Origin of the sequence: Corynebacterium suedekumii (assembly GCF_030252185.1) — a bacterium.
Lineage (GTDB): Bacteria > Actinomycetota > Actinomycetes > Mycobacteriales > Mycobacteriaceae > Corynebacterium > Corynebacterium suedekumii.
The window spans coordinates 2,024,994-2,040,226 of record NZ_CP126970.1; the positions used below are offsets into that span (position 1 = coordinate 2,024,994).

A 15,233-nucleotide genomic window follows, 5' to 3' on the forward strand; every position below is an offset into this window, starting at 1 on the left:
TCACAGCCCCAGGGAGCGCAGGATGGTCTGCAGCTTGGCGGTGGTCTCCGCGAGTTCCTCCTCGGGGTCGGAGTCGGCGACGATGCCGCCGCCGGCCCAGGCGCGGGCGGTGCGGCCGTCGCCGGCCACCTCGGCGCAGCGGATGGCGACCATGTACTCGCCGTCGCCGGCGGAGTCGCACCAGCCGACCGCGCCGGCGTAGAAGCTGCGGTCGGATTCGGCGGTCTCAATGAGCGCCTCGGCCGCGTCGGTGGGGGTGCCGCAGATCGCCGGGGTGGGGTGCACGTGCAGCGCGAGTTCCAGGGCGGTGAGCCCGGGGTAGCGCAGCGTGCCGACGATCGGGGTGGCCAGATGCCACATCTCGTTCGTCTTCGTCAGCTCCGGGGTCTCCGCGATGTCCAGGCGGGTGCAGAACGGCGTGAGCACCCGGCGCAGGTGGTCGACCACGTAGGCGTGTTCCGCGTGGTTCTTCGCCGAGGACGCCAACCGCTTGCCGACGCCCGCGTCGATCACCGGATCTGCCTCCTCGCCGCCGAACCCGCGAGGGGATAGGCCGACACCGTCGACCCCTGCCGTTTGATCAGGACCTCCGGGGAGGAGCCGACGAGCATGTGCCCCGGCTTACCGGCCGGAGTGAGGTCGGCGATGAAACCGTCCCGGTTGACGGAGTTGTCGATGAGCCGGGCGGCGACGAGCAGCGGGTCCACCGGTGGGTCGAAACTGATGTCCACCGCGCGGGCCAGCACGACCTTCTCCAGCTTGGAGGCCCGAATCGTGCCCACGGCGGCCTCCACGCGGCGCAGGTGCTCCTCCGGTTCGGGGTCCACCCCGGCCAGAGTGGCGTGCAGCACCGAGCCGGGCCCCTGCCGGTAGTAGGAGTGCGGCTCCAGCGGGCCGTCCTCCCGGATGATGTTCTCCGGGACGGTGAGCGCCGCAGGCGCGGAACGGTCGAACGGTAAGGCGCCGACGACGATGGGGACGCGGGCGTCGACAAGCGCCGCAATCGCCTCCTGTGGGTCGGTGAAGGACTCCACACTGCCCTGGGTACGCACCGAACCGTGCGCGCGGGACAGGAGGAAGTCCGGCGCGGTGACAGGTCGGTGGGCACACATGGAGAAACAGTCTAGACCCGCCGAACCCGGGACGGTCACTGCGGTGCGGGACTACACTCACGATGTGCCCAAGAAACTGGCCGCGCTGATCGCGGCAACCCTGATCAGCCTCGGCCTGACGGCCCCGGTCACCGCCCACGCCCAGCTGTCCTCCTCCGGTTCCTCCTCGGGCTCGTCCACAGGGTCGGCGCCGTCGCGGCCCATGCCGCTGCAGGTGGGGGAGCGCGACGCCCTGGTCACCCTGCCCGCCAACTACGACCCGACCCGCGCCTACCCGGTGCTCCTCGCCTTCGGCGGCTGGAACGTCAGCCCCGAGTCGCTCGCCGCCGACCACGGGCGCGAGCTCGGTCGGGACGCCATCGTCGCCTACGGTCGCGGTGTGGGCGACGCCTGGGCGGGCGCGCCCTATGCGGCGACCAGCATCACCGAGGACGTCGCCTACGCCCGGATGATCGTCGACGCCCTCGACGCGCAGTACGCCATCGACCGCAGCAGCGTCCACGCCCTCGGCCACTCCAACGGCGGCGCCTTCACCCTCGTACTGGCCTGCCACGCCCCCGATCTGGTCAACGGCGTGGTGAGCATCGCCGGCATGTTCTACGACCCCGTCGACGCCGGCTGCCTCGCCGCCGGGGAGCCGGTCCTGTTCCTCCACGGCGCCAACGACGGCATCGCCGCCCCTGCCGGCGGCATCCGCAACGGCGCCCACTTCCTGCCCCTGGAGACCGTCGTGGGCAACTGGGCCCAGCGCAACAGCTGCGACTCCCAACAGGTCGTCGGCGAACGCCACACCTACCTCGGCTGCACCGCCGCCACCGAGTTGATCTACTCGCCTTACTCCGGCTACGGCTGGCCCGGACACACCACCCGCACCGCCTGGGATTTCCTCTCCCGCCTCTGAGTCCGGGGAGTCGGGACCCGACCAGTAACATGACGGGCATGACTGACGTTCGAGTACGTTTCTGCCCGTCGCCCACCGGAACCCCGCACGTGGGACTCGTGCGCACCGCCCTGTTCAACTGGGCGTACGCCCGCCACACCGGCGGCACCATGGTCTTCCGCATTGAGGACACCGACGCCGCCCGCGACTCCGAGGAGTCCTACCAGGCCATCATCGACGGCCTCACCTGGCTCGGCATCACCTGGGACGAGGGCGTGGAGACCGGCGGCCCGCACGAGCCCTACCGCCAGTCCCAGCGCATGGACATCTACAAAGATGTCTTGAACAAGCTCATCGACGCCGGCGAGGTCTACCCCGCCTACTCCACCGCCGAGGAGGTGGAGGAGCGCCACAAGGCCGCCGGCCGCGACCCCAAACTCGGCTACGACAACTTCGACCGCGACCTCACCGACGAGCAGATCGCCGCCTTCGAGGCCGAGGGCCGCAAGCCCGTCTGGCGCCTGCGCATGCCCGAGCAGGACTGGAAGTGGAACGACCTGGTCCGCGGCGAGGTGGAGTTCAAGGCCGCCACCCAGCCCGACTTCGTCGTCGCCCGCTCCAACGGCGCCCCCCTGTACACCCTGGTCAATCCGGTGGATGACGCCCTCATGCGCATCACCCACGTCCTGCGCGGAGAGGACCTCCTGCCCTCCACCCCGCGCCAGCTCGCCCTCTACGAGGCCCTCCAGCGCATCGGCGTCGCCGAGTTCACCCCCGAGTTCGGCCACCTGCCGTTCGTCATGGGGGAGGGCAACAAGAAGCTGTCCAAGCGTGACCCGCAGTCCAACCTGTTCAACCACCGTGAGAACGGCATCATCCCCGAGGGCATGCTCAACTACCTCGCGCTGCTCGGCTGGTCCCTGTCCGCCGACCGCGACATCTTCACCGTCGACGAGCTGGTGGCCAACTTCGACGTGGCCGACGTCCTGGGCAACCCGGCCCGCTTCGACCAGAAGAAGCTCGAGGCCATCAACGCCGACCACATCCGCCTGCTGCCGGCCGGTGAGTTCGAGCAGCGCCTGCGCGACTACCTCAGCGAGTACACCGACTTCCCGGCCGACTACCCGGCGGACAAGTTCCAGGTGGCGGCCGATCTGGTGCAGACCCGCATCAAGGTGCTGTCCGACGCCTACGGCCTGCTGAAGTTCCTGGTGACCCCGGACGCCGAGCTCACCCTCGACGACAAGGCGGCACGCAAGAACCTCAAGGAGGACGCCGTGCAGCCGCTCGACGCCGGTATCGCCGCCCTGGAGGACGTCACCGAGTGGACGACCCCGGAGATCGAGGCCGCGTTGACCAAGGCCCTCATCGAGGACCTGGAGCTCAAGCCCCGCAAGGCCTACGGCGCCCTGCGCGTGGCCGTCTCCGGCGAGGCGGTCTCCCCGCCGCTGTTCGAGTCCATGGAGCTGCTGGGCCGGGAGTCCACGCTCGCGCGCCTGCGGGCAGCACGCGCCGTCACCCCGTATCAGTCGGCGGAGTAGCGCAACAGGTCCCCGGGCTGGCAGTCCAGGGCCTCACACAACGCGGCCAGGGTGGTGAACCGCACCGCCCTGGCCCGTCCGTTCTTCAGCACCGCCAGGTTGGCTGGCGTGATGCCCACCCGCTCGGCGAGCTCTCCCACGGCCATCTTCCGGCGGGCCAGCATCACGTCGATGTCCACGACGATCTCCCCGGCTGACCCGGCCATCAGATGACCCCCTCGAGCTCGGTGGAGAAGCCGGTCGCCTGCATCAGCAGTGCCCGCTGCACGTACACGACCAGGGCGACCCCACCGATGAGCAGTGAGACGACCGTGGCGACGAGGATGAGCCCCGGGGCGTCATCCACCTCCGCGACGATGTAACCGGCCACCAGGACGGCGACGGCTCCACCGACGATCGCCCCGATGATGCGGTCCACCCAGCCGAGGGCGGCGGGGGAGAAGACCGTGCCCTCCCGGACCAGACCCAGGAGACGCCAGATGCAGTAGAGGGAGAACTGGAGGCAGGCCAGGCCCAGGACGATGATCACGGCCAGGATGGACCAGGCCGCCAGGGGCACCGTCCCTTCGCCGAGGATGAGCCCGCCGGCCACGAGGACCTGGACGGCGAGCCCGGCCAGGCCACCGAGGACGAGGATTCCCCGGAGCAGGGCCACGAGGGTGGGGGACATGCTTCTCCTTTATCGGGATACGATGGGAACCTATCGTATAACGATAGATTCCCCGGAGGGAAGTCGTGGCACGGACCGTGGTGCTCCGGGGCGATATCCGGCCCGGGACAAGGCCGTCTGGCCAGCGGATTTGGCCATGTTTCACCGTTGTGGTTATAGTATTCAACGTTGCTCACCGAGGTTCACGCCGAAGAGAGCGACAGAAAAACTGAACAATGGCCTATGGTGTAATTGGCAACACAGCGGTTTCTGGTACCGTCGTTCTAGGTTCGAGTCCTGGTAGGCCAGCTGCAGAGCAATCTGCCGGCGAAGATCATTCGCTTCGCCCCGTTCGTCTAGCGGCCTAGGACGCCGGCCTCTCACGCCGGTAACACGGGTTCAAATCCCGTACGGGGTACAAATTCAGAAAAGCACTTCCCACCGTTTCTTGACGGAACAACGGGAAGTGCTTTTCGTCGTTTCCTCATCTGATGTCACCCCCGCCCCTAACGGTGATAGCTGGCTCACAACTGGGCGGATATTGTGTCGGGGGTAATGCAAGGTAACGGTTTTGTGAATGAACCTTTAATCGGGGGTTGCGGGGACATATGCTGCAGGTAGCGGAGAGGATCACACCTCACAAGCCCAGGTACCAGGCAGAGGATGATCGGTACTCCGACCGTAGAGAACCGGAAGGAGAGCATATGGCAGCAAGTGACCACCATATCTCCGGACGCGTCGCAGGCGTCCTCCCATAAGCGGCATCGCCATAATCCGGCAACTTCCAGGCGCACAGCTTGCGCGAAGTACAGGAGCTAACGGGAGCGATATGCAGCGAATGGCGTCAACCGAACCCCACGGTACGGACAAGCCAACCCCCGGCCCCTCAGTTCTCTAGAACGCAGCGGACGCGATCACGAGGAACATCTACTCGGATCGACGACACTTCCGCACCGGCAGTCGGAAGCGGTGGAAGCCCCATCGTCCACGGTTCGGACCAACCCACCACCCACAGGTGGTGGGTTCTTTACTGCTTTTTGCCCGATGACCTGCCGATTTGTTTCCTTACACAGGGAACGTTTACTGTTATGGAGTCCTTAACGGACACCGCATCACAGCGAACACGCCCCGTTCGTCTAGCGGCCTAGGACGCCGGCCTCTCACGCCGGTAACACGGGTTCAAATCCCGTACGGGGTACCAGACAGCGAGAAAAGCCGGATCTTCGGATCCGGCTTTTCGTTTGCCCACCCGTTCTCCGGATAGGTGGGGATTGAGCTGACCGCAGGTGCCCACCCAGTGGAACGTCGGAACAGTCACGCGTGGCCGGGCCCGGCCCCATACTGGAGGACATGGACACGACAATCATGGCCCGGGCCATCGAGCTGTCCCGTGAGGGCATGCACGCAGGGGACGGTGGTCCCTTCGGCGCGGTCGTGGTCCGCGACGGCGTCATCATCGCGGAGGCGACGAACCTGGTGCTGGGCACCAACGATCCCACCGCCCACGCCGAAGTGGTCGCGCTCCGTCGGGCCGCAGAGAAGCTGGGGAGTTTCACCCTGGCGGGGTGCGAACTCTACGCCAGCTGCGAACCCTGCCCGATGTGCCTGGGTGCAATCTACTGGGCCCGCGTGAAGCGCGTGTTCTTCGCCAACACCCGGCATGACGCCGCCAGCATCGGGTTCGATGACACGCTCATCGATGAGGAACTGAGTCGACCCGTTGGCCAACGGTCCATCGATGTCGTCCATGCCCCCGATCAGCGGGCACGGGACGTCTTTGGCGAATGGCTGGCCAAGGGCGACCGGGTGGAGTACTGACCGGTGGCCACCTCACCGGCGTTGACCGGCCGACTGATGCGGGCGATCAGCGCCGCCGCCACCGCCCACCGGGATCATGTGCGAAAGGGATCGGGAATCCCGTACGTGTCTCACACCTACAGTGTCATGTACCTGGTGTCCCGGGAGACCGGTGACGAGGACGTGCTCATCGCCGCTGTCCTCCATGACGTCCTGGAGGACGTACCGCACAACCTCAGTGAGACCGAGATGCGGGCGGAGTTCGGGGACCGGGTCGCCGACATCGTCGTCGACCTGACGAAGGATTCTTCCCTGACCGACTGGCAGGAACGGGCGGATGCCTACCTCGACCACCTCGAGCATGCCGCCGCTGCGGAGGCGGTGCTCATCGCCTGCGCGGACAAGTTGCACAACCTGCTCTCGATCCTCGACGACCACGCGGAACTCGGTGAGAACCTGTGGTCGCCTTTCTCCTCAGGACGGGACCAGCAGCTGTGGTGGTACCGGGCGGTGAGCGAGGTGGTGGAGAGGAGACTTCCCGGCCTGTCGCTCAACCGGGAGCTGGTTGCGGCGACCGGACGCATGACGGACCTGACGTGAAGCGTAAGATCTGACGCATGAAAAATACCCATGGTCCGACGGTGGCTGACACGATCGGCAATACCCCGCTGGTCCGACTTGACCGGTTGGTGGAGGAGCGGGACGTCTCCGTCTGGGCGAAGCTCGAGTACTTCAACCCCGGCGGCAGCGCCAAGGACCGCACCGCCACCGCGATGGTGGAGGCGGCGATCGCCGACGGGCGTCTGCGCCCCGGTGACACCGTCGTGGAATCCAGCTCGGGCAACCTGGGTGTGGCCATGGCCCGCCAGGCCGCGCTCGGGGGCTGGACCTTCCACTGTGTGGTCGACCCGCGGGCGAACAAGGCCACGGTTGCGCACATGGAGGCGCTCGGCGCGGTGGTGCACATGCTGGACTGGCCCGACCCGGAGACGGGGGACTGGCTGACGGCCCGCCGTGCGGAGGTGGCCCGCCTGCTGGAGGAGATCGACGGGGCCATCTGCCTGGACCAGTACTCCAATGAGGCGGCGTTCACCGCCCACGCCGCGGGCACGATGCGGGAGATCCACGAGCAGCTCGGGACGGCACCCGACTATCTGCTTGTGGCGGTGAGCACCACCGGCACGATCGGCGGCTGCCTGCGCTACATCCGTGAGCACGACCTGCCCACCACCGTCATCGCGGTGGATGCGGAAGGATCCGTGCTGTTCCAGGGCACCAGGGGAGAACGCCACCTGCCCGGATTCGGTGCGGGCGTGGTGCCCAAACTCTCCGAATCGGTGACCCCGGACCGCGTCCTGCGCATCCCGGACCGCGCCTCGGTCGAGGGTGCCCGCAGGTTGGCCCGGACTGAGGCGATCCTGCCGGGAGCCTCGGGCGGTGCGGTGATCGCGGGCGTCGATAAGCTGCTGGAGGAAGGAGTGGAGGAGGGCGCGACGATCGTCGCCATCCTCCATGACGGTGGTCCGGCCTACCTGGACACCATCTACAACGACGACTGGGTGGAGCAGAACCTGTGACTGAGATCGCGATCATCGGCGGCGGCCCGCGTGGCCTGTGGGCGGCGGAGGAACTGATCACCCTCGCCCGCGAACGCGGGACGCACGTCCACATTGACGTGTACAACGACGGCGAGCCGGGCGCGGTCGGCGCCTATGAAATCGACCAGCCGGACGAGTGGCTCATCAACGTCCGGTCCTCAGCCATCCGCACGCACCTGGGCAGCTTCGACGACTGGCGCGACCGCCATGATGATCCCTTCCCGCCCCGCCGCCTGGTGGGGGAGTTCCTCGCCGAATCCTGGACCCACCTGGGCGAGCACCTGCCCGCCGGCACCACGCTCACGCACCACCCCCGGCGGATCACGGAGCTGACCCCGGACGGCGACCGGTGGCGCATCGGCGATGCCACCTATGACGAGGTCCTCCTGGCCACCGGCCATGCCGTCGACTTCCCCGCCTCCCTCCGGCACACCGATCTGCCCGTGCCGGTGCTCACCCCGTACCCGGCGACCAACCTGGCCGCCATCACCGACCGGGACCGTGTCCTGGTCCGCGGCGCGGCACTGACGTTCATCGACGTCACCCGGGCCTGCCCCGCGGCGGTGTTCCTGCCTGTCACCCGTACGGGCAGGTTCATGGAGGTCAAGCCCGTCAACGTCGGGATCGACTGGGCGGACATCATCGCTGCCGGCCAGGCACGTGTCCGCGACGTGGCAGACCTTCCCGGCCTGGTGGACGTGCTCGCCGACGTCGCCGCCGCCCTCCTCGCCCGCGCCGACGGTGTCGGCGGCGAGCACGAGATCCGTGCGGTCCTCGACGGCACCGACGGTTCCGGCGATCCCGTCGCCGACCTCCGCGCCTCCTACGAGGTGGCCACCGGCGTCCGCCCGGCATCGGCCGCCTGGGCCGTCGGCCTGGCCTGGCTCGAGCTGTATCCCGCAATCGTGGAACGGGCCTCCTACGCCGGCCGCGACACCCTCGACGGGTTCGGCGACCTCTGCCGTCGCCTCGAACGCGTCGGCTTCGGCCCGCCACCCGAGTCCGCCGCCGGGCTCCTCGAGCTTATCGACGCCGGCTGCATCGACACCGCCGTCCTCTCCCGCGGCGCCGAACCGCTGGCTGAGCTCGTGGCCGAGACCGGCGCCACCGTCGTCGTCGACGCCGTCATCGCCCCGCCCGGCGTGGTCCCCGGCACCCTCGAGGCGTGGCTCGTGGACCAGGGGCATGCCCGCATCCGCCCCGGCACCCGCGGCCTCGACGTCGACCCGGACGGCCGGGTCACCGGCCAGGAGCACCTGTCCGCGGTGGGCCGGATGACCGAGGACGTCGTCCTGGGCAACGACACACTCTCCCGCACCCTCCACGACGTCATCCCGCGCTGGGCCTCCCGCGTCATCGGCGGCCCGGGCCAGGTCCACGGCATCCCACCGTTGACCGCCCGGACCGAGGAATGGGCCGACAAGCTGCTCGCCGACACCACCGAGACCCGTCGTCTCGTCGCCGAGTTCGGCAGCCCGGTCAACGTGCTCAACGCCTCACCCATGCTGGACAACATCACCGAGCTCGTCGACGCCGGCGCCGCCCACGGTGTCGACGTCCACGTCTTCTTCGCCCGTAAGGCCAACAAGGGTCTGGTGTTCGTCGACACCGTCCGCGATGCCGGGCACGGCGTCGACGTGGCCAGCGAACGGGAGCTGCGCCAGGTGCTGGGCAGGGGAGTGGCGGGTGAACGGATCATCCTCTCCGCGGCCATCAAACCCGACGCCCTCCTCGAACACGCCGTGGCCAACGGGGTGACCATCTCCGCCGACGGGCGCGCCGAACTCGACCGCATCGCCGCCATCGCCCGCCGCCTGGGCACCACCGCGCATGTCGCCCCGCGCCTGGCACCGGACCCGGAGATGCTGCCGCCCACCCGCTTCGGTGAGCGCAGCGCCCAGTGGGCACAGCACCTCGCCCGCCCCGTCGAGGGTGTCGAGATCGTCGGCCTGCACGTCCACCTTCACGGCTACGCCGCGGGCGACCGCCAGACCGCCCTCCGGGAGTGCCTCACCCTCGTCGACACGCTCGTCGCCGCCGGCCACCACCCCCGCTTCATCGACCTCGGCGGCGGCATCCCCATGAGCTACCTCGACGACGCACAGCAGTGGGAGGACTACCGGTCCCTGCGGCAGGCGATGATCGACGGCCACACCCGCCCGTTCACCTGGAAGTCCGACCCGCTGGACACCACCTACCCGTACCACCAGTCACCCACCCGCGGGGCCTGGTTGGAGCAGGTGCTCTCCGACGGGGTCGCTGAGGGGCTGACCTCCCGGGGCTGCGCCTGCATCTGGAACCCGGCCGCAGCGTGCTCGACGGTTGCGGGCTCATCCTCGCGGAGGTGGCGTTCGTCAAGGAGCGTTCGGACGGCCTTCCCCTGGTCGGCCTGGCCATGAACCGCACCCAGTGCCGCACCACCTCCGACGACTACCTCGTCGATCCGATCCTGGTCACCGACCGGACCAGGGGAGAAGATGTCGAGGCCTTCCTCGTCGGGGCCTACTGCATCGAGGACGAGCTCATCCTGCGTCGCCGCATCCGCTTCCCGCGGGGCGTCAAACCGGGCGAGGTGATCGGCATCCCCAACACCGCCGGCTACTTCATGCACATCCTCGAGAGTGCCTCCCACCAGATTCCCCTGGCCAGGAATGTCGTGTGGCCCCCAGGCACGCTCGATGACATCGACCGCGGGTGAGCGATGGTGACTCAGGGGCATCCCTGATCTTTGTCCGTTGACCTTCCCGGGGGCCGGTCCCGGCCTTAGGATGAGCCTCATGCGCATCCTCCGGAACGTGGTGTTGTCCCTTGTCGCTGTCCTGCTCATCGGCGGCCTTCTCGCGGCCTGGTTCCTGGGGCCCTCGCTGGGCATCGCCCTGCGCGGCGCCCCGTTCTTCCTCTTCCCGCCCTCGCCGGAGCGCTACGCCACGGTGGTCCTCGATGAGGCGGAGAGCCGGGGCCTCTACGCCGATGATCCCGCCTTCGCCGACGCCCGGGCCGAGGCCGAGCGGGTGGCGGAGCAGGCCGGGGATGTCGCCGAGACCCACGAGACCCTCCACGCCGCCCTGCAGATCGCGGGTGGCACACACTCCCATCTCATCCCGCCCGGGCAGGTCGCGGCAGCCGAGGCCGCAGTCCCCGCTGAGCCGACCGTGACCCGCGACGGATCGGTCGTCGTGGCCACCGTGCCCGCGCACAACCAGGCCCACGACCCCCAGGCCTACGCCGACACCCTCGCCCTGGGACTGACCGACGGTGATGACGTGTGTGGGGCGGTGGTGGACCTGCGCGGCAACACCGGCGGGGACATGGGCCCGATGGTCGCGGGCCTGTCCCCGCTGCTGCCGGACGGGGTGGCCCTGCGCTTCGTCGCCGGGGAGAACTCCTCGCCCGTGGTGGTCGAGGGCAACAGTGTCCGGGGTGGCGGCACGCCCGTGACCACGTCCGGCGGGAAACTCGGCGTGCCGGTCGCCGTCCTCACCGACGAGCTGACCGCCAGCTCCGGGGAGGCGACCCTGGTGGCGTTCCACGGGCTCGACGATGTGCGGACCTTCGGCACACCCACGGCGGGTTACGCCTCGGCGAACATGACCTTCACCATGCCCGACGGGGCTCTGATCCTGCTCACTGCCATGCAGTTCGAGGACCGGACAGGGCATGTCCACGAGGAGGCGCCGATCGAGCCGGACGGGGCCACCGACGATCCGGAGCAGCAGGCCCGCGACTGGCTCCGCGAGGAGCACGGCTGCTCCTAGGCAGATGCGGTCACAGCGACGCGGAGAGCCTCCGGGCGGCGGCGACGAGGTCAGCGCCCCACTTCCTGCCCGGGTGGGGGCGCAGTCGTTCGGACGGGCCGGAGACGGAGAGGACGGCGACGAACGCGCCAGTGGAGGAGAACACCGGGGCCGACAGGGACGCCAGGCCGACCTCGCGCTCGGCGACGGATTCGGCCCAGCCCTGTTCGGCGACGGTGGTGACCTCGGCGGGGGAGAAGGCGGCGTCGGCAAGCAGTGCCTCGGCGAGCTGCGCGGGGCCGTGGGCGAGGAACACCTTGGCGGCGGACCCGGAGGTCAGCGGCAGGCGGGAGCCGACGGGGACGGTGTTCTGCAGGCCGCTCGGCGGTTCAAGGGCGGCGACACACGTGCGCGATGCCCCGTCGAGCTGGTAGAGCTGCACGGATTCGCCGGTGGTGGTGACCAGGTCCGCCATGACCGGGGTGGCGGCGTCGATGAGCTGGTCCTTGCCACCGGCGCCGAGGGCGGCGAGCGCCGGGCCGATGGTCCAGCGGCCGTCGGCGTGGCGGGCCAGCAGGCGGTGGGTCTCCAGAGCGGTGGCCAGGCGGTGGGTGGTGGCCCGGGGCAGGCCGGTGGCCGCGCAGAGGTCGGTCAGTGAGAGGGGGTCGGGGGCGACGGCGAAGAGAATCGCCACTGCCCGGTCGAGCACCTTGATGCCGGATTCTGCGCTATACTGTCCCATACCACGATACTAGCATCTCACCCTATGAGATATTGGGGGAGAACTGAAGACGGAAAGATGGTGAACACCCATGGCCGAGAAGCTCACGCTGGCCGAGAAGGTGTGGAACGACCACATCGTCGCCAAGGGCGAGAACGGTGACCCCGACCTCCTCTACATCGACCTGCAGCTGCTCCACGAGGTCACCTCCCCGCAGGCCTTCGACGGCCTGCGCATGGCGGGCCGCAAGCTCCGCCGCCCGGACCTGCACCTGGCCACCGAGGACCACAACGTGCCCACCGAGGGCATCGTCTCCGGCAACCTTCTCGAGATCGCCGAGCCCACCTCTCGCGTCCAGGTGGAGACCCTGCGCAAAAACTGTGAGGAGTTCGGCGTCCGCCTGCACCCCATGGGTGATGTCAAGCAGGGCATCGTCCACACCGTCGGCCCGCAGCTCGGCGCCACCCAGCCGGGCATGACCATCGTCTGCGGTGACTCCCACACCTCCACCCACGGCGCGTTCGGTTCCATCGCCATGGGCATCGGCACCTCCGAGGTCGAGCACGTCATGGCCACCCAGACGCTGCCGCTCAAGCCGTTCAAGACCATGGCCATCGAGGTCACCGGGCAGCTGCAACCCGGCGTGACCGCCAAGGACCTCATCTTGGCGATCATCGCCAAGATCGGTACCGGCGGCGGACAGGGCCACATCATCGAGTACCGCGGGGAGGCCATCCGCGCACTGTCGATGGAGGCCCGCATGACCATCTGCAACATGTCCATCGAGGCCGGCGCCCGCGCCGGCATGGTCGCCCCCGACGAGAAGACCATCGAGTACGTCAAGGGCCGCGAGTTCGCCCCCACCGGCGCCGACTGGGACGCTGCCGTCGAGTACTGGAAGACCCTGCCCACCGACGAGGGTGCGGAGTTCGACACCGTCGTCGAGATCGACGGCTCCGCCCTGACCCCCTTCATCACCTGGGGCACCAACCCCGGCCAGGGCCTGCCGCTGTCCGCGAACGTCCCTGACCCGGAGGACTTCACCAACGAGTCCGACAAGGCCGCCGCCGAGAAGGCCCTGGCCTACATGGACCTCACCCCGGGCACCCCACTCCGGGACATCGCCATCGACACCGTGTTCCTCGGCTCCTGCACCAACGCCCGCATCGAGGACCTGCGCGCCGCCGCCGAGGTGGTCCAGGGCCGCACCATCGCCGACAACACCCGCATGCTCGTCGTCCCCTCGTCCACCATGGTCAAGGAACAGGCCGAGGACGAGGGCCTGGACACGATCTTCACCGAGTTCGGCGCCGAATGGCGCACCGCCGGCTGCTCCATGTGCCTGGGCATGAACCCCGACCAGCTCGCCCCCGGCGAGCGCTCCGCCTCCACCTCGAACCGCAACTTCGAGGGCCGGCAGGGCCCGGGTGGTCGCACCCACCTCGTGTCCCCGCCGGTCGCCGCCGCCACCGCCGTCCTCGGCCACCTGGCCAGCCCTGCCGACCTCTAAGGAGAAACCCCGTGGACAAGTTCACCACCCACACCGGCGTCGGCGTCCCGCTGACCCGGTCCAACGTCGACACCGACCAGATCATCCCCGCCGTCTACCTCAAGCGCGTCACCCGCACCGGCTTCGAGGACGGCCTGTTCGCCGGCTGGCGCAGGGACGACAACTTCGTCCTCAACCAGGACCCCTACCGCAACGGCTCCATCCTCGTCGCCGGCCCCGACTTCGGCACCGGCTCCTCCCGCGAACACGCCGTCTGGGCACTCATGGACTACGGCTTCCGCGTCGTCCTGTCCCCGCGCTTCGCCGACATCTTCCGCGGCAACTCCGGCAAGGCCGGCCTGCTCGCCGCCCAGATGGAGGAGTCCGACATCGAACTGCTGTGGAAGCAGCTCGAGGCCCAGCCGGGCATGGAGATCACCGTCGACCTCGAGTCCCGCACCGTCACCGCGGGCGAGAACGTCTACCAGTTCTCCGTCGACGACTACACCCGCTGGCGCCTCATGGAGGGCCTCGACGACATCGGTCTGACCCTGCGCGACGAGCCGGCGATCACCGCCTACGAAGACAAGCGACCCGGCTTCAAGCCGGCGATCACCGCCGACGCGCAGTAACTACTTCGCCGGCAGCGGACTCGTGAGATAGTCCGCACCGGTGAGCTGGCCTTCGTTGAAGGACAGCACCCACACGGACGCCTTCTTTGCCTGGATCTCCTCCAGCGGGAGGCGTCCGTTCGCGCTCAGCCACGCGATGAGGTCGGGGATGTAGGTGCCCTGGGAGACGACGACGCTGGTACCGCCGGCGTCAACAAGCTCCTGGAAGCGGCGCTGGCAGGCGACCTGATTCTCGATCCACGCATCGTCGCCGAACAACGGATCCACCTCGACATCGAGGGACAGTTCGTCGGCCAGGGGAGCGGCGGTGGACTGGCAGCGGTCCGGCACCGCCGAGTAGATCTCGGTCGGCTTGTACGGCAGCAGCATGGGCACGAGCATCTCCGCCTGACGACGCCCCTTCTTGTCCAGCGGCCGCAGGTTGTCGTCGCCCTCCCAGTTCCGGCGCTGATGCGCCCGGGCATGCCGGGTGAGCAGGATGCGGGTGGTCGCCGGGAGACGGAACCGTTTCTCCGCCTTGTCCAGGACGTGCCGGTCAACCTCGTAGCTGAGCAGCTCGCGGGCCTGCGCGATGGAGGTCCAGCGGATCTCGTCGACCTCGTCGTTGGGCACGAACTCCCCGCCGAGCACCTCCCCGGTCCAGTAGTAGACCACCTTCGTCCGGTCGAGGACCGGGTAGGTCACCTTGCCCAGCAACTTGCCCAGGCGGACCTCGAAACCCGTCTCCTCGAGGATCTCCCGGGCCGCGGTGGTCGGCAGCGACTCACCCGGATCGACCTTGCCCTTGGCCAGCGACCAGTCGTCGTAGTGCGGGCGGTGGATGACGGCGACCTCCACCGAGTCCAGGTCGGAGATGTCCCCGCGCCACAGCACGGCACCGGCGGCCAGGGTCGCCCGCTTGAACTCCTTCGCCGGATCCGCCGGGATGACCTGGTGGCGACCGTTGACCAGCAGTTCCGACCCCTGGTCCTTGTCGGTCTCGTGCGGCACGAAATTCTTCGCCATGACTCTCCTCAGGATTCGTCGGACATCGGGTCGATCACGCAGTCTCCTCCATTTTTACCCACCGTCGGCTGATCC

At 68.7% G+C, this 15,233-nt stretch carries 12 protein-coding genes, 3 tRNA genes and 2 pseudogenes; 12 read left to right on the plus strand and 5 right to left on the minus strand.

Annotated elements, in window-relative coordinates:
* Window positions 1-1,112 (minus strand): annotated as a pseudogene (locus QP029_RS10160) (isochorismate synthase).
* A 64-nt stretch (window positions 1,113-1,176) separates the two neighbouring features.
* Here QP029_RS10160 and QP029_RS10165 point away from each other — a divergent pair.
* Window positions 1,177-2,013: a CE1 family esterase gene (locus QP029_RS10165; RefSeq protein WP_284874196.1), complete on the plus strand. Its 837-nt coding sequence runs from the start codon at window positions 1,177-1,179 to the stop codon at window positions 2,011-2,013.
* 29 nt (window positions 2,014-2,042) lie between these two features.
* Complete coding sequence (gene gltX / locus QP029_RS10170; RefSeq protein WP_284874197.1) at window positions 2,043-3,533, plus strand: glutamate--tRNA ligase; 1,491 nt, start codon at window positions 2,043-2,045, stop codon at window positions 3,531-3,533.
* On the opposite strand, the gene QP029_RS10175 is transcribed toward gltX, so the two are convergent.
* Together QP029_RS10175 and QP029_RS10180 are read right to left on the minus strand one after the other, a co-directional pair.
* Complete coding sequence (locus tag QP029_RS10175) at window positions 3,518-3,739, minus strand: helix-turn-helix domain-containing protein (RefSeq protein ID WP_284874198.1); 222 nt, start codon at window positions 3,737-3,739, stop codon at window positions 3,518-3,520. The two genes, gltX and QP029_RS10175, sit on opposite strands and share 16 nt — an antisense overlap.
* Window positions 3,739-4,203, minus strand: a complete 465-nt coding sequence (locus tag QP029_RS10180; RefSeq protein WP_284874199.1) for a DUF2975 domain-containing protein — start codon at window positions 4,201-4,203, stop codon at window positions 3,739-3,741. Before QP029_RS10180 ends, QP029_RS10175 begins: the two co-directional genes overlap by 1 nt.
* Window positions 4,204-4,419: 216 nt before the next feature.
* Between QP029_RS10180 and QP029_RS10185 the strand changes: the two genes are divergently transcribed.
* The 8 genes and pseudogenes from QP029_RS10185 to QP029_RS10220 all read left to right on the plus strand — a co-directional run bounded on the left by QP029_RS10185 (window position 4,420) and on the right by QP029_RS10220 (window position 11,332).
* Window positions 4,420-4,491 (plus strand) — tRNA-Gln (locus tag QP029_RS10185).
* 36 nt (window positions 4,492-4,527) lie between these two features.
* A tRNA-Glu gene (locus QP029_RS10190) sits at window positions 4,528-4,600 on the plus strand.
* A gap of 707 nt (window positions 4,601-5,307) precedes the next feature.
* Window positions 5,308-5,383 (plus strand) — tRNA-Glu (locus QP029_RS10195).
* A gap of 149 nt (window positions 5,384-5,532) precedes the next feature.
* Window positions 5,533-6,000, plus strand: coding sequence for a nucleoside deaminase (locus QP029_RS10200; protein WP_284874200.1), 468 nt, complete (start codon window positions 5,533-5,535; stop codon window positions 5,998-6,000).
* 36 nt (window positions 6,001-6,036) lie between these two features.
* Complete coding sequence (locus tag QP029_RS10205) at window positions 6,037-6,579, plus strand: HD domain-containing protein (RefSeq protein WP_284876225.1); 543 nt, start codon at window positions 6,037-6,039, stop codon at window positions 6,577-6,579.
* A gap of 17 nt (window positions 6,580-6,596) precedes the next feature.
* A complete protein-coding gene (sbnA, locus tag QP029_RS10210) occupies window positions 6,597-7,556 on the plus strand; it encodes a 2,3-diaminopropionate biosynthesis protein SbnA (protein ID WP_284874201.1) in 960 nt (319 codons plus the stop codon).
* Window positions 7,553-10,275, plus strand: a pseudogene (locus QP029_RS10215) (FAD/NAD(P)-binding protein). Before sbnA ends, QP029_RS10215 begins: the two are co-directional and overlap by 4 nt.
* Before the next feature lie 79 nt (window positions 10,276-10,354).
* Window positions 10,355-11,332, plus strand: coding sequence for a S41 family peptidase (locus QP029_RS10220; protein ID WP_284874202.1), 978 nt, complete (start codon window positions 10,355-10,357; stop codon window positions 11,330-11,332).
* Between the two features lie 10 nt (window positions 11,333-11,342).
* On the opposite strand, the gene QP029_RS10225 is transcribed toward QP029_RS10220, so the two are convergent.
* Window positions 11,343-12,053: an IclR family transcriptional regulator gene (locus tag QP029_RS10225; RefSeq protein ID WP_284874203.1), complete on the minus strand. Its 711-nt coding sequence runs from the start codon at window positions 12,051-12,053 to the stop codon at window positions 11,343-11,345.
* 70 nt (window positions 12,054-12,123) lie between these two features.
* On the opposite strand from QP029_RS10225, the gene leuC reads away from it, so the two are divergent.
* Together leuC and leuD are read left to right on the plus strand one after the other, a co-directional pair.
* Window positions 12,124-13,542 carry a 3-isopropylmalate dehydratase large subunit gene (leuC, locus tag QP029_RS10230; protein ID WP_284874204.1) on the plus strand — a complete coding sequence of 473 codons (1,419 nt, stop codon included), beginning with the start codon at window positions 12,124-12,126 and terminating at the stop codon, window positions 13,540-13,542.
* Between the two features lie 11 nt (window positions 13,543-13,553).
* Window positions 13,554-14,153, plus strand: a complete 600-nt coding sequence (leuD, locus tag QP029_RS10235; protein WP_284874205.1) for a 3-isopropylmalate dehydratase small subunit — start codon at window positions 13,554-13,556, stop codon at window positions 14,151-14,153.
* Here leuD and QP029_RS10240 read toward each other — a convergent pair whose 3' ends face one another.
* Window positions 14,154-15,158, minus strand: a complete 1,005-nt coding sequence (locus QP029_RS10240; protein ID WP_284874206.1) for an NUDIX hydrolase — start codon at window positions 15,156-15,158, stop codon at window positions 14,154-14,156.
* Between the last annotated feature and the right edge of the window lie 75 nt (window positions 15,159-15,233).

Bases quoted from the DNA above. Each gene is read 5' to 3' on its own strand.
- QP029_RS10225 (WP_284874203.1), bottom strand. From the start codon at position 12,053: ATGGGACAGTATAGCGCAGAATCCGGCATCAAGGTGCTCGACCGGGCA.
- QP029_RS10205 (WP_284876225.1), top strand. From the start codon at position 6,037: ATGCGGGCGATCAGCGCCGCCGCCACCGCCCACCGGGATCATGTGCGA.
- gltX (WP_284874197.1), top strand. From the start codon at position 2,043: ATGACGGGCATGACTGACGTTCGAGTACGTTTCTGCCCGTCGCCCACC.
- QP029_RS10220 (WP_284874202.1), top strand. From the start codon at position 10,355: ATGCGCATCCTCCGGAACGTGGTGTTGTCCCTTGTCGCTGTCCTGCTC.
- QP029_RS10175 (WP_284874198.1), bottom strand. From the start codon at position 3,739: ATGGCCGGGTCAGCCGGGGAGATCGTCGTGGACATCGACGTGATGCTG.
- QP029_RS10180 (WP_284874199.1), bottom strand. From the start codon at position 4,203: ATGTCCCCCACCCTCGTGGCCCTGCTCCGGGGAATCCTCGTCCTCGGT.
- sbnA (WP_284874201.1), top strand. From the start codon at position 6,597: ATGAAAAATACCCATGGTCCGACGGTGGCTGACACGATCGGCAATACC.
- leuC (WP_284874204.1), top strand. From the start codon at position 12,124: ATGGCCGAGAAGCTCACGCTGGCCGAGAAGGTGTGGAACGACCACATC.
- QP029_RS10240 (WP_284874206.1), bottom strand. From the start codon at position 15,158: ATGGCGAAGAATTTCGTGCCGCACGAGACCGACAAGGACCAGGGGTCG.
- QP029_RS10200 (WP_284874200.1), top strand. From the start codon at position 5,533: ATGGACACGACAATCATGGCCCGGGCCATCGAGCTGTCCCGTGAGGGC.